Source organism: Leptolyngbya sp. Heron Island J (genome assembly GCF_000482245.1).
Lineage (GTDB): Bacteria > Cyanobacteriota > Cyanobacteriia > Phormidesmidales > Phormidesmidaceae > Leptothoe.
Genome location: NZ_AWNH01000117.1, coordinates 17,421 through 43,181, shown reverse-complemented (window position 1 = coordinate 43,181; position 25,761 = coordinate 17,421). Strand labels below are relative to the sequence as shown.

Annotated in this window: 23 protein-coding genes; 14 read left to right on the top strand and 9 right to left on the bottom strand. The window is 47.2% G+C overall.

Going from position 1 to position 25,761, the window contains the following annotated elements:
* Positions 1 to 233 precede the first annotated feature (233 nt).
* Both acs and N836_RS72045 read left to right on the top strand, forming a co-directional pair.
* On the top strand, positions 234 to 2,219 hold the full coding sequence (gene acs, locus N836_RS72050; RefSeq protein WP_023077041.1) for an acetate--CoA ligase: 1,986 nt from the start codon (positions 234 to 236) through the stop codon (positions 2,217 to 2,219).
* 80 nt (positions 2,220 to 2,299) lie between these two features.
* Positions 2,300 to 2,776 carry a DUF29 domain-containing protein gene (locus N836_RS72045; protein ID WP_031294793.1) on the top strand — a complete coding sequence of 159 codons (477 nt, stop codon included), beginning with the start codon at positions 2,300 to 2,302 and terminating at the stop codon, positions 2,774 to 2,776.
* A gap of 101 nt (positions 2,777 to 2,877) precedes the next feature.
* On the opposite strand, the gene N836_RS72040 is transcribed toward N836_RS72045, so the two are convergent.
* Positions 2,878 to 3,105 (bottom strand): hypothetical protein, encoded by a 228-nt coding sequence (locus tag N836_RS72040; RefSeq protein ID WP_023077039.1) that lies wholly within the window; start codon positions 3,103 to 3,105, stop codon positions 2,878 to 2,880.
* A 94-nt stretch (positions 3,106 to 3,199) separates the two neighbouring features.
* The gene (locus N836_RS72035; protein ID WP_023077038.1) at positions 3,200 to 4,249 is read right to left on the bottom strand and encodes a hypothetical protein; all 1,050 of its coding nucleotides are present in this window, start codon (positions 4,247 to 4,249) and stop codon (positions 3,200 to 3,202) included.
* Positions 4,250 to 4,588: 339 nt separating this feature from the next.
* On the opposite strand from N836_RS72035, the gene N836_RS74080 reads away from it, so the two are divergent.
* The 5 genes from N836_RS74080 to N836_RS72015 all read left to right on the top strand — a co-directional run bounded on the left by N836_RS74080 (position 4,589) and on the right by N836_RS72015 (position 9,824).
* The gene (locus N836_RS74080; RefSeq protein ID WP_161635067.1) at positions 4,589 to 5,233 is read left to right on the top strand and encodes a helix-turn-helix transcriptional regulator; all 645 of its coding nucleotides are present in this window, start codon (positions 4,589 to 4,591) and stop codon (positions 5,231 to 5,233) included.
* Positions 5,234 to 6,097: 864 nt separating this feature from the next.
* Positions 6,098 to 6,511, top strand: a complete 414-nt coding sequence (locus tag N836_RS74075) for a hypothetical protein (protein WP_023077036.1) — start codon at positions 6,098 to 6,100, stop codon at positions 6,509 to 6,511.
* Positions 6,512 to 6,905: 394 nt separating this feature from the next.
* Positions 6,906 to 7,421, top strand: a complete 516-nt coding sequence (locus N836_RS72025) for a hypothetical protein (RefSeq protein WP_152532317.1) — start codon at positions 6,906 to 6,908, stop codon at positions 7,419 to 7,421.
* A 629-nt stretch (positions 7,422 to 8,050) separates the two neighbouring features.
* Positions 8,051 to 8,512, top strand: coding sequence for a hypothetical protein (locus N836_RS72020; RefSeq protein WP_023077034.1), 462 nt, complete (start codon positions 8,051 to 8,053; stop codon positions 8,510 to 8,512).
* Positions 8,513 to 8,978: 466 nt separating this feature from the next.
* Positions 8,979 to 9,824, top strand: a complete 846-nt coding sequence (locus N836_RS72015) for a hypothetical protein (RefSeq protein ID WP_023077033.1) — start codon at positions 8,979 to 8,981, stop codon at positions 9,822 to 9,824.
* Positions 9,825 to 9,829: 5 nt separating this feature from the next.
* Here the strand turns inward: N836_RS72015 and N836_RS72010 are convergent, their stop codons facing one another.
* Positions 9,830 to 10,171, bottom strand: coding sequence for a hypothetical protein (locus tag N836_RS72010; RefSeq protein ID WP_023077032.1), 342 nt, complete (start codon positions 10,169 to 10,171; stop codon positions 9,830 to 9,832).
* Between the two features lie 267 nt (positions 10,172 to 10,438).
* On the opposite strand from N836_RS72010, the gene N836_RS0139950 reads away from it, so the two are divergent.
* The 3 genes from N836_RS0139950 to N836_RS75080 all read left to right on the top strand — a co-directional run bounded on the left by N836_RS0139950 (position 10,439) and on the right by N836_RS75080 (position 14,498).
* Positions 10,439 to 13,618, top strand: a complete 3,180-nt coding sequence (locus N836_RS0139950; protein WP_023077031.1) for a carboxypeptidase-like regulatory domain-containing protein — start codon at positions 10,439 to 10,441, stop codon at positions 13,616 to 13,618.
* Positions 13,619 to 13,784: 166 nt separating this feature from the next.
* A complete protein-coding gene (locus N836_RS72005) occupies positions 13,785 to 13,970 on the top strand; it encodes a hypothetical protein (RefSeq protein ID WP_023077030.1) in 186 nt (61 codons plus the stop codon).
* Positions 13,971 to 14,327: 357 nt separating this feature from the next.
* Positions 14,328 to 14,498: a DUF4278 domain-containing protein gene (locus N836_RS75080; protein WP_081717030.1), complete on the top strand. Its 171-nt coding sequence runs from the start codon at positions 14,328 to 14,330 to the stop codon at positions 14,496 to 14,498.
* A 287-nt stretch (positions 14,499 to 14,785) separates the two neighbouring features.
* On the opposite strand, the gene murG is transcribed toward N836_RS75080, so the two are convergent.
* Positions 14,786 to 15,871 (bottom strand): undecaprenyldiphospho-muramoylpentapeptide beta-N-acetylglucosaminyltransferase, encoded by a 1,086-nt coding sequence (gene murG, locus N836_RS72000; protein ID WP_023077029.1) that lies wholly within the window; start codon positions 15,869 to 15,871, stop codon positions 14,786 to 14,788.
* A 272-nt stretch (positions 15,872 to 16,143) separates the two neighbouring features.
* Here murG and N836_RS71995 point away from each other — a divergent pair, with 272 nt between their 5' ends.
* Positions 16,144 to 16,908: a nuclear transport factor 2 family protein gene (locus N836_RS71995; RefSeq protein WP_031294778.1), complete on the top strand. Its 765-nt coding sequence runs from the start codon at positions 16,144 to 16,146 to the stop codon at positions 16,906 to 16,908.
* Positions 16,909 to 16,915: 7 nt separating this feature from the next.
* On the opposite strand, the gene N836_RS71990 is transcribed toward N836_RS71995, so the two are convergent.
* Both N836_RS71990 and N836_RS71985 read right to left on the bottom strand, forming a co-directional pair.
* Positions 16,916 to 17,305: a pentapeptide repeat-containing protein gene (locus N836_RS71990; protein WP_023077027.1), complete on the bottom strand. Its 390-nt coding sequence runs from the start codon at positions 17,303 to 17,305 to the stop codon at positions 16,916 to 16,918.
* 161 nt (positions 17,306 to 17,466) lie between these two features.
* On the bottom strand, positions 17,467 to 17,961 hold the full coding sequence (locus tag N836_RS71985; RefSeq protein WP_023077026.1) for a peptidoglycan-binding domain-containing protein: 495 nt from the start codon (positions 17,959 to 17,961) through the stop codon (positions 17,467 to 17,469).
* Positions 17,962 to 18,193: 232 nt separating this feature from the next.
* Between N836_RS71985 and N836_RS71980 the strand changes: the two genes are divergently transcribed.
* Positions 18,194 to 18,796 (top strand): RNA polymerase sigma factor, encoded by a 603-nt coding sequence (locus N836_RS71980; RefSeq protein WP_023077025.1) that lies wholly within the window; start codon positions 18,194 to 18,196, stop codon positions 18,794 to 18,796.
* Here N836_RS71980 and N836_RS71975 read toward each other — a convergent pair.
* The gene (locus tag N836_RS71975; protein WP_023077024.1) at positions 18,775 to 22,200 is read right to left on the bottom strand and encodes a response regulator; all 3,426 of its coding nucleotides are present in this window, start codon (positions 22,198 to 22,200) and stop codon (positions 18,775 to 18,777) included. The two genes, N836_RS71980 and N836_RS71975, sit on opposite strands and share 22 nt — an antisense overlap.
* A gap of 161 nt (positions 22,201 to 22,361) precedes the next feature.
* On the opposite strand from N836_RS71975, the gene N836_RS0139945 reads away from it, so the two are divergent.
* Both N836_RS0139945 and N836_RS71970 read left to right on the top strand, forming a co-directional pair.
* On the top strand, positions 22,362 to 22,910 hold the full coding sequence (locus tag N836_RS0139945) for a GNAT family N-acetyltransferase (RefSeq protein WP_161635066.1): 549 nt from the start codon (positions 22,362 to 22,364) through the stop codon (positions 22,908 to 22,910).
* 299 nt (positions 22,911 to 23,209) lie between these two features.
* A complete protein-coding gene (locus N836_RS71970; protein ID WP_235071199.1) occupies positions 23,210 to 23,842 on the top strand; it encodes a hypothetical protein in 633 nt (210 codons plus the stop codon).
* Between the two features lie 66 nt (positions 23,843 to 23,908).
* Here N836_RS71970 and N836_RS71965 read toward each other — a convergent pair whose 3' ends face one another.
* Together N836_RS71965 and N836_RS71960 are read right to left on the bottom strand one after the other, a co-directional pair.
* Positions 23,909 to 25,027 carry a histidinol-phosphate transaminase gene (locus N836_RS71965; RefSeq protein ID WP_023077021.1) on the bottom strand — a complete coding sequence of 373 codons (1,119 nt, stop codon included), beginning with the start codon at positions 25,025 to 25,027 and terminating at the stop codon, positions 23,909 to 23,911.
* A gap of 62 nt (positions 25,028 to 25,089) precedes the next feature.
* The gene (locus tag N836_RS71960; protein ID WP_235071198.1) at positions 25,090 to 25,761 is read right to left on the bottom strand and encodes a YqiA/YcfP family alpha/beta fold hydrolase; all 672 of its coding nucleotides are present in this window, start codon (positions 25,759 to 25,761) and stop codon (positions 25,090 to 25,092) included.

The window sequence follows — 25,761 nt, the reverse complement described above, 5'->3', positions numbered from 1 at the left end:
TACATAGTTCAGCGCCCTAAGGGCAGAACATAACAAAATGTCAAATCGTTATTATTCTTTGGCAGGAACTTTTTCTTCGCCTCTTACTTTTAATTTACGTTTTTCAACCAAAATGAATTCTGGATCCCATTACGTCGAAAAATATTGAGAAACATGGGCGGTTTCGGCCTGGCTGCGTTTGCAACCTATAGCCTTCAATGGACCGCATCTAGAAACGCTAGTAAGACGACACTATGGCACAATCCACTAACTCACAGCCTGCTATCGAATCGATTCTGCACGAGCAGCGATTGTTTGAGCCTCCTGCTGATTTCGCTAACAGTGCCATTATCTCTGGCGCTGATCAATATCAGGCTCTCTACGATAAGGCAGCGGCTGATCCAGCTGCATTTTGGGCTGAGCTAGCTGAGCAGGAACTCCACTGGTTCAAAAAATGGGATACCGTTCTTGATTGGCAGCCTCCTTTTGCTAAATGGTTTGTCGGTGGCCAGCTCAATATTTCCTACAACTGCCTTGATCGTCACCTGGATACCCACCGTCGAGATAAGCCGGCGCTGGTTTGGGAAGGCGAACCGGGGGATGCCCGCACCCTCACCTATGCTGAGTTGCATGGTGAAGTATGCCAGATGGCTAATGTGCTCAAGGACATGGGCGTGGCGAAGGGTGACCGCGTCGGTATCTATATGCCGATGATTCCAGAGGCTGCGATCGCAATGCTGGCTTGTGCCCGTATCGGTGCGGCTCACACCGTTGTCTTTGGTGGTTTTAGTTCCGAAGCTCTGCGCGATCGCCTCAATGATGCCGAGGCCAAGGTAGTGATCACCGCTGACGGTGGCTTCCGCAAAGATAAGGCCATGCCCCTCAAGTCTGCTGTGGATGCGGCCCTGGCGGATAATGCGGTACCCACTGTAACTAATGTGCTAGTGGTGCAGCGCACCAAGCAGGATGTGGAGTGGACCGATGGTCGCGATGTCTGGTGGCATGATGTCAAGCCCGGTGCTTCCACTGAGTGTGCAGCTGAACCTATGGACAGTGAAGACCTGCTGTTTATTCTCTACACCAGCGGCACTACTGGTAAGCCCAAAGGCGTGGTCCATACCACCGGGGGCTATAACCTCTACACCCACATGACTTTTAAGTGGGCCTTCGACATTAAAGAAGACGATATTTACTGGTGTACGGCAGACGTGGGCTGGATTACGGGGCATAGTTACATTGTGTATGGTCCCCTGTCTAACGGTGCCACTAGTGTGATGTATGAGGGCGCACCCCGTGCTTCTAATCCTGGTTGTTTCTGGGATGTAGTGCAGAAGTACAAGGTCACCATTTTCTACACCGCTCCTACGGCCATTCGTGCCTTTCTCAAAATGGGGGATCAGCATCCCAATGCTCGCGATCTGTCTTCTTTGAGGATTCTTGGGACCGTCGGTGAGCCCATTAACCCTGAGGCATGGATCTGGTATCACAAGGTGATTGGTGGCGAAAAGTGCCCGATTATTGATACTTGGTGGCAGACGGAGACCGGCGGTTTTATGATTACGCCACTGCCGGGTGCGATCGCAACCAAACCCGGTTCAGCCACTAAACCATTCCCCGGCATCCTGGCCGATATTGTCGATGCTGACGGTAACTCAGTCGGTGCTAACCAAGGTGGTTATCTGGTGGTCAGGCATCCCTGGCCCAGCATGATGCGTACTGTTTACGGTGATGATGCTCGTTTCCGTCGCACTTACTGGGAGCACATTCCCCCTAAGGATGGTAAGTATGTTTACTTTGCTGGAGACGGTGCCCGCAAGGACGAAGATGGCTACTTCTGGATTATGGGCCGTACCGACGATGTGCTGAATGTGTCGGGGCACCGCTTAGGCACTATGGAAATTGAGTCGGCGCTGGTGTCGCACCCAGCTGTGGCCGAAGCGGCAGTTGTCGGTCGTAAGGATGAGATCAAAGGTGAAGATGTCTTTGCCTTTGTGATTTTGGAAGGTACTTACACCGCCAGCGATGACCTTGAGGCTGAGCTAAAGCAGCATGTGGTTAAAGAGATTGGTGCGATCGCACGACCTGGTGCAATCCGATTTGCCGATGGTCTACCCAAAACCCGCTCCGGTAAGATCATCCGCCGTTTTCTTCGTAACCTGGCTAGCGGTGAAGAACTCGTCGGTGACGCTACCACTATGGAAGACCAAAGCGTCCTAGAAAAGCTACGTTCTGAAGCATAAAGCACACATTTGAACGAATGCTGGGCAGCAGGGCTAGAATTAAACTAGCTCTGCTGCCTGATAAAAATCGAGGTGTGCCCTTGTCCCCACTACCTTCAAAGCTGACTGAGTCTCTTTATGAGACTGATTTTTATGCCTGGACTCAATACCAAGCCCAGCTAATGCGACAAGGGCAATGGCACCGGGTTGATGTTGCTAATGTGATCGAGGAGATTGAATCATTGGGGCGGCAGCAACGTCAGGAACTGCGCAATCGTCTGGCGATCCTGCTGGCGCACCTGCTCAAATGGCAATATCAGCCTGAGAAGCGAAGTCGTAGCTGGCTGGCAACTATTCGAATTCAACGCTTAGATATCGCCGATTTGTTAGATGACAATCCAAGTTTGCAGCCCTACATTGCGGCAGCTTTTCAAAAAGCCTATGCAAAAGGTGTACAGCTTGCTGTTAAAGAAACTAATCTTGCTAAGGGAAAATTTCCAGAAATTGCTCCCTACACCTCATCGCAGGCTTTATCGAATAGCTTCTATCCTGGTAGCCCCAGTGATTTAATCGATTAAGCAACCAGATAATAACTCTCTAGTACTCTATGGCGTAAGTTTGCCCACCATCAAATGTGGATGGGTGGATGAAATATCTGCTAAATTTCTGCCATCGGATACTAGTCCCTATCGTCCATCAATCTTGGATCAAAATCACTACTGTCGACTGCTTCGGCTAGCCAGCTGATCCCGTCTACTTCTTGCGTCCAAGCTTCTAACCGGGCAGCCTGGCTAAGGGCAATGTGATAAGGCAATGGACGGAAAGACCTCAGCTTGTCATTAGGTGGTTGTGACTTGGCTCTTTGATTCAGCAATGGCCGAGAAGAGGGCGGTTTAGGTCGATTCATAAATGCTTAAATATATAACCAGCTTGATTTTAAAGGGGCCATGCTGCGTTGTGGTGTGTGGTTAACCACACAAAACTTGGGTGTGGTAGTGCCCTTAGCTATAACGATGACTGTAATCAAAATTGAGTAATACATCTTCGTAATCTAGGTCGAGAAATCGATCCAAAGGCATATAAAGCCAGCGCAATGAAGAATCAGGATCGGCTTTGGTCATGCGAAAGCCAAGGGTGAGAGCAAAGTCTTCTGAGAGAGGATGAATTGCAATCGTATAGATATCACTCAGATTAGGGAAATCGTCTCGAATTTTTTTCAATGTGATCCGAGAATCTTCTATAAATTCACAGGCAGTCTCATAGGTCCAAACATTCAGTTCAATTTGCCAACTACGAACAAATACTGTGTAACAGTCAGGGTCTCCTTTAGTAGCGACTTTTATCGGATCTTCTTCTCTTACATCTAGCCGACTTAAGTGCAAACTTCGACTTGGAGAGAGATCAAATTTCTCTTCTGAATCAGGATGAGCGGGTAAAAAGGCAGCGAATCCGACCGGTTCTTTGGTGGACATGCGTCTTAATACTCTGAGGCCATCAGGATATTGTCGAGCCCACTGGCGGATGCCCCGTTTGATGTTGTGCAACATTGATTCAGGGCGCTCTGGGTCATAGCTATAGAGTTTTTCCAAGATGTTGGCAACAAGTGTAGCATCGTTGCGAGGATCAAAATTGTCGGGATAAAAAGAGTCATCCTTCTCCTCCTCAGGCAGCTCAAAATTTTGGGGAATGTTCAAGCTAACCCGCGTAGCTACACCATCAGCTTCACCCCGTCTCAGTAGCGTTTTAGAAGCGAGCTTATCCAACATTTGTCCAGCTGCCCTGGGGGTTCCTTGGGTTTGGGTATAAAATAAGTCAGCTGCATCGCTGTGGGAGCAGTAGAAGCTATCAATTTGGCGATTGAGGTGAGTAATCGGAGCATGGTTTATGCCCCGTTGTATCAGATAGCCGTAGCCCCAGAGGCGGACGAAGTAGGTAGCCTGTCTTCGAGTTATCCTTAAACCTGGCTGATGAACAATATGTTCGATGTATTGGTTTTGTATGGCTAGCGGAAACCACTCTTCTACATCATTTGGTTTTGGTCCTTGATTCATAGTGACGATGCTCCTTTATGCCATGAAAAAGGGGACTCAGAATTTGCTTCACCCCTACTTCACCCTGCTTGATGCTAGCTCATGCTCCTATGGGGTGCCACTATTCGCTTGAACACCCATCATGGCTTTAATCCTGGCTGCTGTGAGTTTGCGATCGCTACAGCTTCCTCGTCGTCACTGTTCAGCCAGATTGCGTAGGTTAGGAGTGTGATGAGTTGAACTCAACAATACCGAAGTCCGCCCTCTAAATATTGAGGTATTAGTGACCACTCATCACTTGTTCCCCCATCTTCAAACAGAACCATGGCGCTCAGTACCTTAAGCAACCTGTCAATCCCCATGGATGAGGTCTGCCAGAACCCATCCACTCAAAGCTCAAAATCAGCAAAAGCCAGTACTCACGACTTAGATCTGATTTTTGAAATACTGCTAGGACAATTCTTTCCGTTTCGAGGTTTTATCTTGTTTGACGCAGCGGGGCATCTATTACGTAGTACGACCAAAGCGGATGAATTTTGTACACTTTTGCATAAAGGTGCGAAGAGTCAAGCATTTGGAGTGATTGATCGCCAGTCTGTTGCAACCACCATACCTGAGCAGATAACGACGCTTTGCCAGTATCTAAGTGAGAGCTGTGATGAATTTCCCGACTACACATTGCAGCTTTATGATACAGCGTTTCTACCCGGAGGCATTCGTTTCTATCTCAATGTAGAGTGGATTGATTTAACAGACCAGCCAACAAAATGTATGTTGGTCACGATTGAAGATCTCACTCAAATTGCTCAGCATCGAGCAACAGCTGATGCCTATCGATACGATTTGACTGAGCGAGAGACTGAAGTCTGGACACTCTATCTGCAGGGGCTTTCCTACCGTGAGGTGAGCGATGAGCTGATCATTGCACTCAATACGGTCAAAAAACATATGAAAAATATTTTTCGTAAGTGCAATATCGAATGCCGTTGTCGGCATTTAGTTTAAACATGGTGTCGGAATACACCTCTAAGATGAATGCAGCAGAATGGATGGAGTGATTGCAATCCATCCATTCTGCTGTTTGAACTCAGTAACCACGCCATGGCTTGAGTGATATAAAACACATGATTGTATAGCCAGGATCACTAGCCTGATTCTGTAACAGGTTAAGGTAAAAATGTATTCTTAACTTAGAACAGCAACGGCGTCACACCTCATTTATGCTCTCCCCTGCCCCAGTTATGCAGCCTGTAAACAGCCACCCACCCGATCTGCTTGAGGTGCTGTCTTCCATGTGTCAGTTGTCGCAGCCTTACCCACCTCAACCAATCGCCCGCTGGATTCTGGAAGAAGGACAAGTCCTAGGAGTGCTCATCGCTTCATTTTCCTCACCCCTATGTCGTGATCATCTTAATGTTGACGCACCATATCAGACTTTTGGTTAGTGTTTATCCAGAGATGATTGGATATCCTTAATGTACTACAAGTAAATTCGCTCAATTTTTTAGGAAACTATCCGTAAAGCCTATAAATACAGAGATCACAATAGAAATTGCACTGAGGTCACAGGGATTATACTTAGGTCTGACTGCGGTATAGTTGCCAAATATTACAATCAATCTCCGTAATTCCTGATGTGTGATTTCAATCACGTATGAATGAACAGCGAGCATGTAGTACTACGGATTACCATTAGTTCTTTACAGTAACAAGTTAGATAACGGCTAGAAACCTGTCTGTCTGTTAGTTTGATTGCTTCCAGTCTATACATGCCTTTAAAGGTCAGTATAGATTGCCAGATTGTTCAATTTTCTAGACAGAGCACCAAACCAGTAAATCCCATCAGCCAATATTCCCTGAGGATTTGTCATGTTACGCATTGTGTTCCCTTTGGCTGCTGTTTTTTTAGCACCTTTTTTAGGCATACTCTCTCCAGCCTATGCAGAGTCTACGATTCGGCTGATTAACAGTGGCGTTTTAGAAATCGATCCTTATGATCAACAAGTTTTAGAGACAGTAGCTCCTGCTGTCCTTGAAATTTGGAGTGATGAGCCGGTCAACCTGCAGGTACTCTCAGCAAGCCTTGCTTCTGGTCCATCTTCCGATCCATCTGGCACACATCACAAGATACAAGTCAATGCAGGCGGTCGTCAGGGTGATGCTGGCGACCGCTTAGCATTACCGCCTGGATTTACCCAGGTCGAAATTAATATGCGAGTGATTCGACCTGAGAGTTTTGTTGTAGGCAACTACAACTATATGTTTACTGTATTAACTGATTAAGCTGTTTAGCAGTCAGCTTTATTGATTGAGCTGATGTAGAGCGAAGAATTGCGCTCATTAAAATGTTTTTAGATCTGAACATGAGCTCTCGGTATGCTGATAATACCGACTCTGAACAATTTAGGGTGGGTTGCGATCACATCTATCTGTTTGAGATATTTCATGGATATGGCTATTCAATATAAGTCACGATGATGCTACATCACAGTGAGCTCACTGCGACAACCTTTCGAAGGTGTGCTGAATTACGGCTATGTCTATGACCAACCATCAGGTGTAGAACAATATGTCTAGCAACAGTTTAGTAAATCTAAAGAGTGTGATGGAAAGTCCAACATATCGCCTAACAGTTTCGACCGTAACTAGTAGTCTTGTGGGTGCCTCATCATCATTAATGATGTTATCTGCATTATTCTCTACAAGTGCACTAGCGCAAGTTAGCTCTCCTAGCATTAATAACAGTTCAGCAGATATTCCCTTTGGTGCTGGAGCTCCGAATGCCTCCCCTTCAGTTGATATTCCCTTTACAGGAGTAGTACAGACGACGTGCACATTTGATACGCCAGATCCTGGGCGTCTTGTGCCAGTTGGCACTCCCATTGCTGAAGTCCTCAGTAGTCTGGCTTCAGGAGGCTTACCTGGTCAAGTTAATCTAAAGTGCAATGCAGATACCCAACTCATCGTGAATGAACCGACTCAGGTGGGTGGTCCAAGTGTCGTGTTGTCTTTGGCTGAGGCGTTTGTTGATTCTAACGTCGGTAATACAACATCCAATAGTACGCCTCTAGCGATTCCGGCAGGAGTTGATATTCCATTGCAGGTGGATATGAGAGTAACAGCGGAAGATACGCGTCTAGGGTTTCCACCAGGAACCTACACGTACAAGGTGACGCTCACAGTTGCGCCCTAACTGCTAAGTGAATAAGCAAAACTATCCATCAATCTGGGCTATCTCCGTAGGAGACGCTTCGCGAACGACTCCGCTCAGCCCTCATTTCTCTAAATTAGCTGGTTGAGCGGAGTCGAAACCAGCGGTGTTAGGGACGTTTACTTTCGGCTATCTACTTAATAGTTATTGGAGGCTAATCAATAGGGTGAAATACCCTATTGATTGAGCAGCTATCTGATTTAAATGCTGCTCACTAATGGTTGTCTTCACACTAATGGTTGGCTCGACCATACATTATCTTCAACCCTGATTGCTAAACATTATAAAAGCAATTGTTGAGGCCTCATTAAGTATGAGACAACCTCTGAGTCCTTAATGCATATAACCATTTCAGAGTGATTCCTGAATAGGTTTAATATTTAAGATGACAGTTTTTAAGACAATTGTCACAATTTTTGCTGTCTATAAATTAATAATTTTATATCGTATTTTGTGGTTTTTTCTTAATATTTTAATCTCTGTGTTTTTCCGGAGAAGAGATATCCATTAAGTAATCTTTATCAGACCTTTAAAAATAGTCATTTCTAAAAAAATGGCTTTTAATTAGGTCTTTGTTAATCAAGTTTTTCCCAATTCCTTGGAGGTTTATTATGATTCGGCACTTAGCTTTAGCATCTGTTCTAGCAATCGGTAGCAGTGTATTTCTTGCACCTACTGCTAAAGCACAGGATGCTTCCACAAATGTTCCATTTTATGGAACTGTTGAAGAGTACTGTAACTTTGACTATACCTACTATGGTTACCTAGCGCCCGATGCTAATCCCGCAACTGAGCTGTCTAGTACCAATCCTGGCGGTTATCCAGGTTATACCTATCTGACCTGCAATGGCGCTGCTCAGGTAGAAGCTACTACAGTCAGTAAGACTTCCGGTCCTGCCCTTGCTCCATTTGAGTCTACAGCGGTTCTGAATGATGATGACGAAGTTATCGTATTCGATGATCCTGTAGATATGGAGTTGATTGAAGTTGACCTTACAGTAAGTGAGGGTGGTGACCTGTTGACTCCTGGTGACTATGAGTTTGAAGTTACTGTCACTGCAACTGTCCTCTAGTAGTAGTGATTGAGTCCCTCTACATTGGATGAGATGGAGGAAAGATATTCTGCATTGGCCTAAGGCTTTTAACCCTCAAGAGTGTTTCCCAATTTAATACTCGTAGGAAATGACCTTTGAATGTAATAGAAAACCCTAAGTATGTTAGTTCGCTAACATTGTTGTCATTTTTTAGGGTTAGAAAAACCTTTGGTTTAATGGAAATCTCATCATCGAAGGGTGTGTCTACTATCTTTTAGAAGATGTCAGTAAATGTTGTCTTCAGAGGCGTTCCATTGAACGCCTGTACGGCAAAAATAGGATCTAATTAAATCCTCATTCCTTAGTTGGATGGTGAATGAAAATTGCTAGCTTGTTATTAGTAGAAATCCATCTGTGAATCTGGATGTTGTTTTGGCTTTTCAATAGTCAAAAAATGAGTGTGTAGTGTTTTCCTGTTTCTCGGTCTTTGTTGGATGTTGATGTCATGTTTAATATAAAGAAGTTATCTAGTTGTCGTTTTTTGACAGCGGTGAAAGCCTTGAACCTGAGTTTAGCTGGTTCGGTGTTATGGGCTGGTGCTGCGCTGGCCCAAGTTGGTCTGTCCCCTCTGGTAGTTGAGTTAGATGCTGAGCGTGGAAGAGCCCAAGGGGTGATTACAGTAACCAATGACACAGAGGATATTTTTCGAGCCAGAGTATACATGGAACCCTTTACCTATGATCAAGAAGAAGGGTTTCAAACAGTAGAATCATCGCCTCATGATTTATCACCCTATTTGCGATTCTCTCCCATCGAGCTTGAGGTGCCAGCTGCTGAATCACGTAAAATTCGATTTGTTGCGCAGCTGCCTCCTAGCCTGGCTGAAGGTGAATACCGAGGAGTATTGTTTACTGAAACTTTAGTTGAAACGCTCAATGAAGAAGGTGTCAGCGTTATTCTCAAAACGCGTGTTGGTTCAACGATATATGTGCGCCATGGGGATATTGCACCCAATTTAACTGTTAATGGGGCTGCCGTTGACTTAGAGGATAATCGGCTAGAACTACTTGTCAATAATAATGGTCCTGCTTCAACACGTCCAAGGGTGAACTGGCAACTATCCCAATCAGGTACTGAAGTAGCAACTGGAGAAACAGAACCTATTTCTATTATTGCCGGCGGTGGTCGTTCTCTGGGGTTGGGTAATCTTGGCGAAAGTTTGCCAAATTTGGGGCCTGGACAATATCAGCTCAGTGGTGAATTAATTTGGTCTGACGATAATGACTGGGAAACACTATCCTTTTCGGTGGATTTAACTGTGCCCAATGCTGTTTCCACTGTGAACCCTTAGCTACTTTAATGTGCTGTTATTGTGATGACGCCTAGTTCTTGATTGCGACTGCTATCTGGATAAGTATGTTCAGAGAGGCTAGGGGAAATTATAGGCTCAATATGGGTTGACTCATAATGTAGTCTAGTCTCTTCATTACAATTAGCTAGACGATTAGCCACTACAATTTGTGGGTCTAATTGTTCTACAGAAGATAACCCCTCAAAGGCACAGGTTACAGGTACAGTACCTGTAAAAAGAATGTCTGTGTTGGCATTCTCTGCATGTGCAGGTTGGATTTGAGTTAGCAGGCTGCCGCTCATGAAAAATGCGCTGGCAATACTCAGGCCATGTGAGTGTTTAGTCATGCTGATTGAGGTGATGAAGTCACTGAAAAACACAAATGAGGCGTAGAGGAACCATTTCACTTCTCTAGGCTAATCAGATCATTGCTACCAGTCCTCGATGGTCTCACCTGTTTCTTAATTAAGAATCTCTTGAGTGATTTCCAGTAAATTACGGAGTTATGGCCAGATAAGAAGTGGGTATAAGCGTTGCCTCGACACGCAAGTTTTCATTAACTCACGAGTGCTATAGAAAAAACTATTTGAAATCAGATTGGTTGTGAGGTTCCCATGTCCTACCCTATTGACGCTCCTAATCTTCCCCCAACATTATCGCTGCCGAAGCTAGACTCTAACTTGGAGGTTACAGATCAGGCTTTGCCGGAAATAACAACTGTGGTGACACCGCCTGTAACGTCACCCGATGTAGCCTCACTTCATGTAGGTAAGCAGGAGATGCCACAACCGTTATTTGCTCGGACTCGTAATCTAGAACCTGCAGTCTCTTTTAGTCCTAAAGATGAACAAATGCTACAACGGCCTGAGTTTGCTGAGGTTTTGTTGTCAGGAGCTGAACAAACAGACGGTGGTGCAGTTGATAACTCTTTAGGTGGAGTTGTGGCTAATGAGATTATTGAAGATTCTGGTGTGTCGCCCGCTGATGGCGTTGCGGAAATAGGTGTTGCAGAGGTTAATGTTTCTGAATCTCTTTTAGACTCTCTTGAGTCTGAGCAGCAGGAGTCTGAGCTATTAAAAAATACCTTGAATGTTGTTGATTCTGGGTTCCTTGAGCCTGAGGAGCAACTGACGGAGCCATCAGATGAAACTGTCTTAGCTGACACTGAGACTGTAGAAGGGGCCGAGGAACTCAAAAATCTTGAGGAGGGAGAAACTGTTGAGCTTAATGCACCCAACGCGACTGCTGAAAATGACGCTGTAGAAGCGGATGAGAGACTGTCCCAGAGTGAGGTATTTGATGTTTTTCCTGTCGGGATTAATGTTAACGAGCGCAGTGTTTTACCAGGTGAGCTAGTCAAAGGAAAAATTGATGGTTCGGATGCGATTGATTTTAGTAATTGGTTAATTCCTTACGATGTTGTGGTTCAGGCGTTGCGTCTGCAGGTGGATGTGGATTCTGATGGGCAACTGGAAATTCGTTCACCAGGTTTAGTGACTCGCTTAGATCCTGACTCCATTCGGACTGATGATGATTTGGGCCTAGTCTTCTCGGTTCAAGATCTGCAGGATCAATTTAATGTGGTTGCTGAGTTTGATATTAGTGAGTACGCGGTTCGATTGAATCCTCCTTGGGTTGTAGGAGGGCGTGGGGCACGTCTATTTCGAACATCAGAGGTTCAATTAGAAGGCTTACCGTTAGTAGCAGCGCCTCAATCTACAATCACAGCGTTTGAGCAAGAGTTGGACGTTGTCAGTATTGGCGATCGCGATACGACATATCAGGGAGATTTCTCCGCAGTAGGAACACTCTGGAATGGCAGTTGGTATCTGAGTGTAGATCAGCCTGAATTTTCTGACTCACGCTCATGGGATTTAGCCGAAGCCCAATACTTTCGGCCTAGCGATCGGTTTGACCTAGTGCTCGGTTCCCAAGGACCTTTCTGGGATTCAGCTGGTTCCAATGATTTATGGGGAGCTACCTATGTGCAGCGACAAGGATATGATCCCAAGGATCAGCGTAATGGTGCTGCTGATGTAGGGCAGCGGTTACAATCGGGTAACCAGATTGGGCGGATGATCACCGGGGAAGCTGAGCCAGGAACGTTGGTTCAACTGACTGAAGGCTTTAGTAATCGAGTGATTGATCAGGTGCTGGTTGATTCGTCGGGGCTCTATCGCTTTAATGAAGTGGATGTTGGTCGCGATATCTTGAGCCGCAACTATCAGGTGTTGCTATATCCCAACGGTCGTCTGACTGATTTGCCAGAGGTGCGTGTTGTTAGTTTTTCGGATGTGGCAGGTCAATTACCAGCAGGTGCATCCGCCTGGGTAGCATCTGCTGGCTGGCAGCGTGATGCAGGGAATAGTTTTTTGGGAGATTTTGGTGAGCCGCGTGGCGGCCTGGCCTACCGTTGGGGGGTCTCAGAAGAGCTAACTCTAGGGGTGGGCGCAGTTTATGATGAGAATTTTCAAGGCTTAGGGGAATTATTTTATCAACCGACAGATATCCCCCTGCAGGTAGCGGCCCAAGTGCTGACTGCAGATGATGAGGGTACATGGGATGTGGATGCGGTGGTGCGCTACGACCCGTCAGACGATCTGAGCACTCGCTTTATCAGCAATCGGTTTGAACGTCGGTTTAATGTTGATTTGCAGTTAAGTCCTGAGGTAACACTGCTAGGTATTGCTAGCGATCGCGAAGCAGAAGCTGTAGGTGCACAGGTTGCCTTCGGAGGTGAAGATGCCTTCACCTTTGCTAGAACAACCATCAATACAGACGGTAATTTTCGTTGGAATTTCCTTCAGAATCTAGGCGATCTTGAGATTGATTCACGCGGTGATGAAGTCAGTACATTATCAGAAGTCAGCTATAACTTGTCCGGTTCAAATGCATTTGATTCAGGGCACTCAGTCTTTACCAATTACGAAACCCGTAGCCAAGAAAATAGCGGCAACCTTGTGTCAACGGGATGGCGCTACCGATCACGAGAGCGAGCAACCGATGGTAATTTTGCCTGGGAAGCTCAGTTAGGATATGCCACTGGTAGTGAAGGGTCTGGAGTAATTGCTTCAGCCCAGACAACGATAGTTCCCGGCTTATTGCTAAGGGCTCGATATCAAGGCGTTTCTGTAACATCTAGCGATGATTCTTTCCGTTTAGAGCTAGTATCTAGCATCAATTCTCAGCGAGGCTTCCGTCCGGGTGATCGACGCACTGATTTTCTCAGGCCCCAGGGAGGCATTCTGGTAGAACCTTACTTTGATCGTAATAACAATGGTCAGCGAGATAAAGCAGAAGAGTTCTACACAGAAGATGCGGATCTGTTGTTGGCGCTTAATAACGAATCAATTCGAACCTATCGACCGGAAATTAATGATGATGGTGTTTTAATGCGTACAGCTCCAGGTATTTATCGTTTGGACGTTGATCCAGCTGGCTTCCCATTGGATTGGCAGGCAGATGCGGGTGCAATGGCTGTGGAAGTTGTGCCTGGTAGCTATACCCCGGTCTCGATTCCTCTTGTACCCGCTTATACATTTATTGGGATTGTGACAGACGCTAGCGGTAATCCTGTAGCTGGCGCACGGGTTGAGGCAATTTCAGAGGATGGTAGCTCTCGGCGTTTTTCTGTTACGAATGATGCGGGTGTTTATGCCTTAGAACGTTTGGAACAAGGAAACTATCAGTTGCAAATTAATGGCCAACCTGCCGAGCCTGGCTCTGTAATACTGACCGAAGAGACTGAATTTTATCAGGAGTTGAATTTGCAAGCGCCAGCGGCTATAAAATAACCGTCCATTTCTGTTCTTTGTGATTGTAATCACTCACTTGTCTCAGGTAATTTCAGAAATGTTTTAAAGCCTTTTCAGACATTGTCCAGATTAGGTTCAGGTTACCTCAGCATTCTAGTAAGTGTTCGGTGCGGCCACACCTCATAACACTACTGGAGCCCCTCAGATGAAACGTACTGTATTTACTGCCATTGCTTTAACAACTGTGCTAGCTTTCTTTGCACCCCTTGCCCAGGCTGAATCTTTACGTTTTAGTCTCAGTAATGGTCAGCCAGATTCGATATATCGTCCCTTTGGGCGTTCGACTGAAGCGGTTGACAACAGTACCCTATCTGACCGAGGTGACCTGTAATAGAGACATTGACAGAATATGCAGAGGAAGATAGGGGCAAACAGCTTAGAGGCCCCGAAATTTGTGACCTCAAGTATTTCTCTGACCCCTCTAGCCCCATTCTTCCCTCCTTTGCTATGAGAATACTTTTGTATGAAAAGCTGCAGTGAGCTGCTCTTTCCAATAGTGGAAAAAAAACTATATAACTTTTCCATCAGTGGAAGACCTAAGCGATTTGGCTTAGCCATACTAAGGTCAAGTCAAGCGGAACACTGTCGGTTTTTTGCGTCTCTGGCTGATTGTATCCAGCACTGGCAGTATGCTGTCTAGTGCGCTAGGCCTCTCCCCTGCTCAACACACACTTATTCGGACTGACTTATGCAACTTACTCATCTCGGTGTACCCTACACGCCATCTACCCAGTCTATTGAAACTGTTGAAACCCAGACTAAACTCTCTTTTCTGGGTCGTGCGTTTACCATGAGAGCGCCTCTTGCAATACCGGCTAAGCCTACTTCTAACAGTCTCATCTATCGCGGTGTACGCTAGAGCTTAAGGCTTTGACCGTCTCAGGATACAGTGTTTGATACTACTGTGCTTCCTATTTTTCATTTGCTGTGACAAGCATCCAAGGTTCATCACGACACTTGTTATGGCCTCTGACGTTTTGTCAGAGGCCATTTTTTTCTTTAGTGAACCTACGCACTGACTTAAGGGCTTGGGATGCAACAATCCCCGCTAGATGTGCTGAATTTGGTGTTGTTTTTGGCTGTGTATTGCCGGATCTCTGATCGCGCTTTGACTGCTGAGCCAAGAGGATGGCCTCCGACCTAAATTTATTCCATTAGCTTTTGTAATAAATTTGCTACTTGCTCGGCGCTGTCATTGACTGCAAGGGCCTCGGCGGCTACCCGCATGCAGGCTAGTTCATCTGGAGTTTCGAGTAAGGCTAAAACTCGTTTTTGTAGCGTGTCGCCGTTGAGTTCTGCTTGTCGATAGACCTTGCTAGCTCCAACGCTACCAAAGGCATTGGCATTGTAGGCTTGGTGATCGTCGGCTGCAAATGGATAGGGAATTAGAACAGAGGGGCTATGGGTCATGGCTAACTCGGTTAGGGTTCCAGCCCCAGCTCGACTAATGACTAAGGTGGCTCGCTTAAATAGGGCGGCGACATTCTCAAAGAATGGTCGATGAAGATAATGGGGATGGCTTAGACTTTCGGTGTCTGGATCGTTGGTGCCGGTTTGATGAATGATCCAGGCTCCTGCTTCGAGCCAGGCTGGGGCAGCAGCTCGCACGAGTTGGTTGACGGCAACGGCTCCCTGACTACCCCCAATCACGACGATCACAGGGACATTGTCAGGAATGTCAAAATTTTCAAGGGTGGCTTGACTGTCGGCTAGAAACTGAGATCGCACCGGGGTGCCTACCCATACGGTCTGCGTCTGCCCAGGCAGATACTGACGAGTTTCCTTAAAGCCAATGGCCACTAGAGAACACCAGCGACTGAGCCAGCGGGTTACCTTTCCCGGCATGGCATTGGACTCGTGTAGCACTGCCGGTAATCCTAGACTGCGAGCCGCAATAATCGCAGGAGCCGCAATATAGCCCCCGGTTGTAAAAACCCCCCGAAAGTTGCCCTGTTGTAACAATCGGCGTGTGGTTAGTGTTGCCTGTGCAAATTGGAATAAAACTTTGAAGATACCCAGTCCCACTTTGCCCTGAACGCCACCCATGCGAACCGTATGAAGGGGGTAACACTTGGGGACAAGCTCAGTTTCAAGTCGATCGGGGACGCCTAACCACTCGATCGGCCCCGGTAGATGTTCGGCAGTTGCGATCGCAGGAAAAAGGTGGCCGCCAGTACCACTGGCCGCAATCAAAAGCTTATTGCCTTCACCATTTTCTCGTCTGTCGTCCATAATGTGAGAAACCCTGACTACCGATTGGCGGAAGCGGCCCCAAACTTAGGTCTGATGGCTGTTTCTTAAGTTAAAAATCGGAATAGGGTACTATTTAGCGGTAACTTAGCCAGGAGCTATTATCCGCTGAATCGGTACGAATCGGTCAGTGCTTTCATTGCGATCGCGTTCAACCAGTCGGCTCTAAGATTAATGCTTTTTGGTTAATTTGCCTACTGCTTCCCTGGCTGACATATAACTGTCATAGATAATTACTATCGAGGAATTTACATATGATTCATCCTTGCCGCTGGTCGCTCTGTTCACTGAGTGTCCTAGGGATGAGTGTATTTGGCTTGACTGCCCAAGCAGCTCCTCCAGAAACCGCACCAGCAGCTCTAGTCAATGCCTTAGAGCAGATTGAATCTGCGTCCAATAATCAAGATATTGACGGGGTGATGGCCTTTTATGCCGAAGGGTTTACTAATAATGATGGCTTTAGCTATGACACCCTCCAAGCGACATTACCCCAGCTATGGGAACGTTACGACACCCTAAACTATCGAGTCGAACTACAGTCATGGGAAGACGTTGAGGGTGGATACGTGGCTGAGACCGTGACCTACATCGACGGTATGCAAACGACCCCTCGACAGCTCACCTTGGAGTCAGTAATTCACTCCCGCCAGCAATTTGCCAATGATAAAATCGTCTCTCAAGAAGTTTTATCCGAGCGCAACCAACTCAGTTCCGATAGCACTCCTCCAGAAGTAGTAGTGATCTTGCCAGAACGAGTAGAACCAGCAAGTAGCTATGGATTTGACGTCATTGTTCAGGAGCCTTTAGGTGAGCGCTACCTGCTAGGGGCTGCTCTAGATGAGGGGACTACACCGGAAGATTTCTTTACCCCGCGTCCCATCGACCTAGAGCTACTATCGGCTGGTGGGCTGTTTAAACTCGGTGATGCCCCCACAACTCCCGATAACCTCTGGGTATCTGGACTGCTGATTCGAGAAGATGGTCTGATTGTCATTACCCGACGTCTTCGAGTAGAGTAAGCGCTTGCTATGGGCGCTGAAGTGGGCTGACTCCATCTGGAGCTACCGTGCCCCAAAGGTTGCTATCTACAAAAATTGCGTTAGCAATGGTCGCCCCGCTTAGATCTGCAGCCCGCAGATCGGCCTGCTTTAGATTTGCCGTTGTCAGGTTCGCCCGCCGTAGATTGGCGCGGTGTAGATGGGCTTGGGTCAAATTAGCGTTAGTTAGGTTAACATCGCGCAAAATTGCCCAAGTTAAATCTGTGCCGACCAAGGACGCTTCCCTTAAGACACTGTAACTAAGGTCAATCTCCGGCAGCTGTAAGTGACTCAGGTCGCAGCCGCTCAGGTCCAATCCGTGGAATATCCGCTCACCCTGTTGGTAACGTTCGATTAAATGTTGAATGCTCGATTGCATGATGCCGCTCATCAAAGGATTCTAGTAGGCTTACTCACTTACTAGTGATGGCATCCGTGTATCTGTGACCGGTGGGTGTAGTGGTCAATACAATGATTGGGTCAGTAGACACCGTCTGCTTAAATCCTTAAAACCCTCTCTGGCAAAAGGCTGCAGCCTTTTTATTGGCTGGCGGTATCAGGGGTATGAATTGGTGATGGCTGTGGCAGTTGTCCCTGCTGAACGCAACATTGCTGGATGGCGGCTTTAGTCGATTGCCCCATAACGCCGTCAATGGCTCCGCTATAAAAGCCCTCCTCTTTGAGGTATTGCTGCAGATTTTTGCGCTGGGATGTTTGGAGACGGTGGGCTAGATCCTGAAACGCTTCATCTAGCCATGCTTCGTTAAGACAGGTCTGTATTTTTTGCTGTTGCTCAACAATATAATTCTCGTCGATTAAACCATGGAAGTGAGCTAACATATGGTCCGCCTCGTCGATTAAAAAACTAATTAGCGGATCGGCCTCAGCAATGGCCAAAATGGCATCAAGTTGCTCTGTATCACTTTCATTTAGGGTAGGCTGAACAGATAACTGGCAATAGGTTTGGATCAAGTCGCGATGTTGCTGGCTATAAGCGCTCAGGCTTCTATGATTGATGCTTGAGTTGCTGGACATGGGATTGTCTCCATTGCAGTGTGCTGAATAAATACGCTAAGTGGTTAGTGGCTGGGGCTACAGGGCTGTGACGGCTAATATCAGATGATTTCTCAATTAGCCGACTTTGTTCTGATGAATGGCGGTGTCTAATCCGCAGATCTACGTACCTCTGAACAACTATAGCCATGGTGCGGAATGTCACTAGTTCACACTGAACGTCACTATTAAGAGAATTACCTGGCTCATTGGTATGGCTGACCAACCTGACTTGCCGTTATTGGATGTTTTGGATCTTGCCCTTTCAGAAATTTTAGGTAGTGGTAATTCCTACGCCTACTCCACTCTGGCTACGGTGCGTCGTCATCTCTATCAGTTTCGATTGATACACCAGTTTGAGCCCTATGAAATTTTGTTTGAAGCCTATTTGCGGGGTAAAAAACGACAGCGTCAGGGCGAAGTAATTTACAACCCCCATGCTTGGTTAAAACGTACAGCTTTCAACATTGTGCGTGAAAAGAGTCGCCAGGCTCAACGTCAGGCCTCCCAAAGCTACGACGATGTTGAGTATCGCATTAGTGCCGAGCCTGAGTATGTGTTAGAAGCTATTGACTTGAGCCACGAAATTAACTTGCTGTATAAAGCGCTCAGGGCCTTGTCGCGCGAAGATGATCATACGGCACAGCTTTTGGTGTGGCGTACTATTGAGCAGCTGTCGTGGGAACAAATTACCAGTCGTTTAACCGCACTTGGAGAAACAGATATTCCCACCCAGGCGACCCTGCGCAAGCGAGTGTCACGGGCGAAAAAACGAATGCGGCATATTATGCACAGCTATGGATTGCCGACGGGGTAAGAAGTTGTAGCTGAGGACTGAGGTCTCAAAATTGCCTCTAGCGGTGTTGTTTTGACATGAAATGTCAGAACGGTTTCATCAATTCCCTTCAGCTGAAGGGGTCTGCATTTAAAGATTTCCTTTTCGTTGAGGTAGTCGGCGACGGCAGCAGAAACCAGGATGCTTTTACCGTCGGCAGCGGCTTGCAAGCGGGCGGCAATGTTGACGCTAGGGCCAATGGCAGTATAGTCGGCTCTTTCGGCACTGCCAAACATGCCGACTACAGCGGTGCCCTGATGAATACCACAGCGAAACTTCACCGTCGGTGTGCCTTGCTGGGTCCATTTTTGATTAAGTGTTTCGAGGGCTTGGTACATTTGTCGGGCCGCTGCGATCGCACGTCTAACTTGTTCATTGGGGCTTAAGGGCTCTGGAGCTCCAAATAGGGCTAAAACAGCGTCCCCCATAAATTTATCGACGGTGCCGCCATGGGCAAAAATAGCCTGGGTCATCACTTCAAAATATTCGTTGAGTAGTTCGGCTACTCGTCGCGATCGCAGCGTATTGGAAAGTTGAGTGAATCCGACAATATCGCTGAATAAGACCGTTACCAATCGTGGTTCTGGCTGTAAATTGAGTTGAAGTTCCCCTTGCGCTGCTTTTTGCACCAAAGTAGCTGGTAAAAACCGTTTGAGTACAGATTCAGTTAAATATTGATTGTGGTCTGCTATCCGACGTTCATTGGCCTTCAGTGCTAACAAATTGTGGATTGCTGCTAAAAGTTCACGATCCTTAAATGGCTTGGAAATATATGCATCTGCCCCTTGTTCAACGCCTTCTAGACGGGTGTCATCATCGACCTTGGCTGTGAGTAAGATAATCGGTGTGCCCTGGAGATGAGGATCGAGGCGGATGCGCTGAATCATTTCTATGCCCGATACCTGGGGCATCATTAGGTCAGTGACAATGAGCTGAGGCCGAATTTGAGTAGCGATGTTCAGACCACTGGCCCCATTGTCCGCAGTTTCAATGCGATACCCCTGACGCTTTAAGATACTGGCCACATAGCTACGTAAATCTGGATTGTCATCAACGACAAGAACGGTTATGTCTTTTTGGGCCGTCGCCTGGACGATATTTTGACTAGGGTTTGCCAGAGTAGCTGCTTGCTCACTATTTGAAGTTTGCAATGTATCTGATGGCGTCGCTACTTGGGCGTGCAGATCGGCAAGCTCGACAGCCGCACGTCGCTGCTCTAGGGTGCGGCTATTTTTGCTGACGCGGTCGGCAGGTAGATGCTCAGCACCTACGGGCAGTTCGATGGTAAACAGAGTGCCGGTGCCATAGGTGGAGGAAACGCGCACTTTCCCGCCGTGCAGTTCCACTAACTCTTTGACAAGGGCCAATCCTAATCCTGTGCCTTCATGGGTGCGGCTGGCAGAGCCATCGGCCTGTTGAAAGCGTTCAAAGATATGGGGTAATTGTTCTTTACGAATGCCAATGCCCGTATCTTCGATTTCTAGATAACAACGTTGTTCAAAGGTGTTGAGAGTGATTTGAATAGAGCCTCCTGTCGGTGTGAACTTTACGGCGTTAGACAGGATGTTGTAAAGCACTTTGTCAAATTTCTCGAGATCGAGGTAAACCGATGGACAAGGCTGAATTTGAGTAGTGAGGGTTAGATGTTTGCGATCGCAATAGGTCTGAAATGCCTCGGCAACGCTTTCCACCACCTGGTCAAAATCGCAAGGATAGAAGGTGGCCTGCATCTGTCCAGCATCCAGACGTTGGAGATCAAGCAGCTGGTTCACTAAGCGGAGTAATCGTCGCGAACTGCGCAGTGCCATCACTGATTGATCTAGACTGAGACCAGTCTTCTGTTCCACGGCTGCTTCCAAAGGTCCAATAGTCAGAGTTAAGGGGGTGCGGAACTCGTGGGAAATATTCTGGAAAAAAGTAGTCTTCTGTTTGTCTAGGGCCAGTAATTGTTCAGCTTGTTGACGGGTTTTTTGGTATAAACGCGCCTGCTGTACGGCAATGGCGGCTTGATTGGCCACCGCCTGGGCCAAGTTAATTTCTTCCATATGCCAGTGCCGTGGCTGGGTCTGGCGCAAGCTGATGCTACCGATAATGTGCCCATCGGTAATCAGGGGGACTATTAGCAGCGCTGCTGTCTGATGATGGAGTGATAGATGAGTAGCCGTAGTCGATGCCGATAAATCATCCAACACGACGGGTGAACGGCTGGCTAGAAGTTCTTGCAAGATAGAATTGTCGCTAATTTTGACCTGGGATTTTGGCCGTGTCAGAATTTTTGCTTGTTGAGCATCGTATAGACCCACACAGTCGACATAGTCATCGTCCTGGGTCCACAGAGAAATAGCACAGCCATCTGTTTGTAGGGCCTGTCCTAATTTCTGCGTGATGGCAGCAAAAATTTGTTTGGGTTCCAAGCTGCTGTGGATGGCTTGGGTAATTGTGTTAATTAAGACCTCTCGCTGGGCTAAAGCCTGTACCCGTTCATAAGTCCAAGTTTGAGCTAGGGCCAGGGCAGCCTGGTCGATTAGAGTGGTGAGCAATTTAAGTTCTTCCGGTTGCCAAAGCTTCGGTTGCTGGCAATGGTGTAGAGCTAAGATCGCCAGAGTTTCTCGCTTGCTAGTCAGGGGTATGAGAATGCTGGCATAGGGAGCCAGGGCGTGATAAGCATTTTGATCAAGACGAGGTGGCGTTGTCAGGACTTGCAGATTACTGGTGTCGAGCACGGTATTTGCTAGCAGCTGACCGTCAATGGTGGTGGCTGACTCTGCTTGGTACGTCCAATAATGCTGTCTTTGACCAGGGGCGTCATATAAAGCACGCAGGACACAGTAATCGGCCTCAAATGCTTTACCCACGGTGTGGGTAATGACCTGTAGCATTTCTTGGGAGGTTTCGGCACTGCGAATAGTATTGGTACTTTCGTTGAGTAGGGTTTCCTTTTCTAGAATTCGATCTAAATCTTGAGTTCTAGACTTAAGGACCAGATGAGTTTCTACAGCCTGTTGGACTACGCTTCTCAGTTCCTCTTGATCCCAAGGTTTCGTGATGTATTTAAACACCTTGCCCGTATTGATGGCGTCAACCAGGTCTGCCACATCGGTGTAGCCAGTCAACATAATTTGGATGGTGTTGGGATAATGCTGAGTCACGTGTAGCAGCAAATCTTTACCGCTCATACGTGGCATGCGCTGGTCTGAAATAATTGCCGCTGTATCGGGATGTTCGGCTAGGCATGACAGTGCCTCTAGCCCATTCGCTGCTCTCAGGACCTGAAATTCTCGATAGAACGTGCGATAGAGCAGGTCTAAATTGTCAGACTCATCGTCAACGACTAAAATCTTGGCCTTGGCGATGTGGACGGGTCGATTCGGTTTTGGACTGGACATGCACCCTATTGCTTATCTAATCGACTGTAGGAATGTATAGATTGCAGAAAATGTAGTGCGCCCTTGGACCCAGCTTCTAACCATTGATTACGATGTGAACATTACCTGGTTGAATGGTCCTATCACCTATTCAGAGTTCCCCAGCTGGTAAGCTGCTCACCATGTCCATCCTGAACTGGGATAGAGTCCACACTCTGCCCCAAGATTACCGGCTACGACCTGCCTCTCCCGGCGATTTACCTCAGTTAGTTGAGCTACTTCTAGCTAGTTTTTATCCTAAAGATCCCTTCAATCATTGGCTTTACCCGTTGATGCGTTTGGGTATTCGAGAAGATATCAATCGCCGCCTCAAGACCTCAACCGGTCAGTATGGTTGTCTAGTTGTGGTTGATAAGTCTGCTGGGGCGGCCATTGTGGGAACGGTGGAAATATCATTGCGATCTCAATTCTGGCAGCCGCTCCAGCCTCGTCGTCCCTACATTGCTAACGTGGCGGTGGATTTTCGCCATCGTCGTCGAGGTCTAGCTCAGCAAATGCTTCTCGCCTGTGAATATGTTGGTCGAGCCTGGGGCTGTCAGCAACTTTACTTACATGTTGCAACCGATAATCCACCTGCGATCGCGCTATATCGAAAGATTGGCTATAGCGCCTGTAATCAAATACATCCGTGGCAGCGGCGGCAAATGATGGTTAAAGAGCTGTTTTTCTAAAATATTTAAACTTAATTTCTACGAATAGGAATTTCCGAGAGAATAATGGAAATCCAGTCATTTACGTATATGCAGTGGTCATATGGAACTTTAGATACAGTGTCTAGAACCCTACACCCCGTGAAATTATCCATATACTCCTGATAAATATTATTTTTTATGTAGTGAGTATGAGGAGGGACTGGTAACTATCAAAGACTGGATAAAACTCTACTGATTTAGTGCACTAAAGTTATTGTGCTCGTATCAAATAAGAGTAACTAGTCTGAATTACCTCAGCCTCAGGTAGACGCTCTAAAATGATGGATGCTCAATCCAAACCACCTTCACTCTACTCGTCGTCGGTCAAACGCCTTGACCAGAAACGTTCCCATATTTTTACTGTGCAAGCAAAACCACCCTCTGGTAATGCTATGCATCTAGAGGATGGTACGGTAAAGTGGTGGACTGAGCGAGCAAAGCAGCCTTTCGGTTCAAGTTCTAATGTGCCTGTGAATGAAACCCTAGCTGTTGATAGTCTGCTCAAAAAAATCAATCGTGGCGATTTGCTAGTCGTCAATAGTCGTCGTCGTAACGGCCTGATTCTTTTTCGTGAGTTTTATGCTGAATTTGCGGGTCCCGGAGCAGCTGTGGGCGGAGACTTCGATCAGGGATGTCATAAAATCATTCCCCTTGGCAATCTGTCATTGATTGAACCCCATGACCACGAAGATCATCAAAAAGCACTCAAGATCCGTCTACAGTGGATTCGCCTCACTCAAAACTTTACCGATCAGCCGCGTTCTGCAGATCGAGCACAGATGATTCTGGATCAGTTCAAGACCTATTTTGATAAAAGCACTATTGATAATGTGCCTAATGAAGCGTTTGCTTTGATGGTTGGGGTATTACCTCAAACCGTACGTCGTGTGCGCCAAGGGATGGGGCGTTAGAAAATCGATACTGGAAAGTTGTCTATGGGGGTCGACACTTTTTCCCATAGACAACTGACAGCTGGATCAGCCGATAATGCTTTGTAAGTGAGCTTGTGTACGCTGATTTTCCGCCGCTGTGCCTAGGCTAATGCGCAGACCACCCCCTGTGTAGCGTATCAGTGTGCCTTGCTGACGTAGTTGGGTGAAAATATGATGGAGCCCTTCGGCCTGGGTCATGCCTAGCTGAGATAGCCCTTTATTACTTAAGCGGCAGTAAAGAAAGTTGGCTGCACTAGGCCACTGGGTGATCATGGGTTGTTGAGCTAACCACGCGGTCAAGTTTTCTCGTTCTTGGCGGGTGGTCTCTACGGCTGCTAGCAGTTCTGTGCGATGGCTTAAAGCGGCCAGGGCTGCAGCTTGGGAAAAGCTGGGTAAGTTATAGGGCAGCCTAACTTTTTCGAGGGCGTTGATCAGCTCTGCCTGGGCCACGGCATAGCCAACCCGATGGGCTGCAAGGCGAAAGGCTTTCGAAAATGTTCGCAACACCACCCAGTTGCTACGACTGAGGCTATCAGCTACCAGCGTGTGTCCACTGAATTCAAAGTAAGCTTCATCGATCACTACTAGTACATCGTCTGGCAGCTGCCGGAGCCAGTCAATTTCAGCTGATGTTAAGGGGTTGGCGGTGGGAGAGTTAGGATGCACCATAAACACTGCTCGGATCGGAAATTCTTCCACCGCAGCTTGGGCCTGCTCCAAATTAATCTGAAAGTCTTCCCCGCGGCCTACATCGACTACTGGAATACCCAAGGTTTGAGCCAGGATTCCGTACATTGAGAACGTGGGACTGGCAACCAAAATGGAGCCATTACCGATGGCTGTAGCAATGAGTAAGGAACGAATGAGCTCATCAGAACCGTTACCGACGGATATGTTCTCCGTCGTTATCTGATGGGCTGCTATGTCTGCCGCAGACTCGCACACATACTCGGCAATGGTTCGTTTTAGTGATTTGTGTCCGCCATCAGGATAGCGATTGGCGGCAATGATTTGCTGATAGTGAGCTGCCAGAGAAGCTTTGATCTCTGTGGGCAGATCAATCGGGCTCTCATTGGTATCCAGTTGGTCGTAAGGTTCTGGAATGGGCGGATGTGGTTGATATGCTTTGAGCTTGGCCAGATCAGCACGCAGGAAGGGCAGCATGGAAAAACTATGGGCAGTAGGCTCTTTATTGTGCCATTTTGCTGTCGCTGATTTGTGGATTGTTACAGGGCACAAAAGTCCTTGATTAGGGGCCAAATGGCTGCCATGGCGTTGGTCATGCCATGATCGGTATCAAGGGTAAGCAATGTTACCCAGGGTCTGTGCTGAGCGTAGAGACGACTGGTCTCTGCCGCGATGATTTCGTCGCGGTCTCCGTGAAGAATCAACGTGGGGATAGACTTTTTTAGTTGGCTGTCTGGGTAACGTTGGGCATCGGTCAAAAAATCATAGTGCAATCGTTGCTGGGACTGGAAACCATAGTGGTATATCGACAGCCAGCCTGTGGATTCCCATTGGTTAAGTTGTTCTGGGCTGAGTCGGGGTAACCACTGGTTCAAAAACTGAAAGGCAGGGGCCAGTAAAATCAAGCGTTCAACGTGTGCTGATTGCTGGGTTACCCAGGCGGCGACTAGACCCCCAAGGCTAGAGCCGATCAGGGTGGTGGGGCCTGGGAGTTGCTGGATGACCTGAGTAATTTGGCGGGTTAGGGTCAGATGAGCAAAGTCTCCTTGGTTGAGGTCCATGAGTTGTAGGTCAATGCCGTGGGTTGCAAATTGAGATCGCAGCCAGGTGCCCTTGAAGGACTGAGGTCCAGATGCAAACCCATGAAGATAAATGTAGTCGCCCATCGCTTCGCGTACTTCACCATGCTTACAATATGATGTTCTGATCAT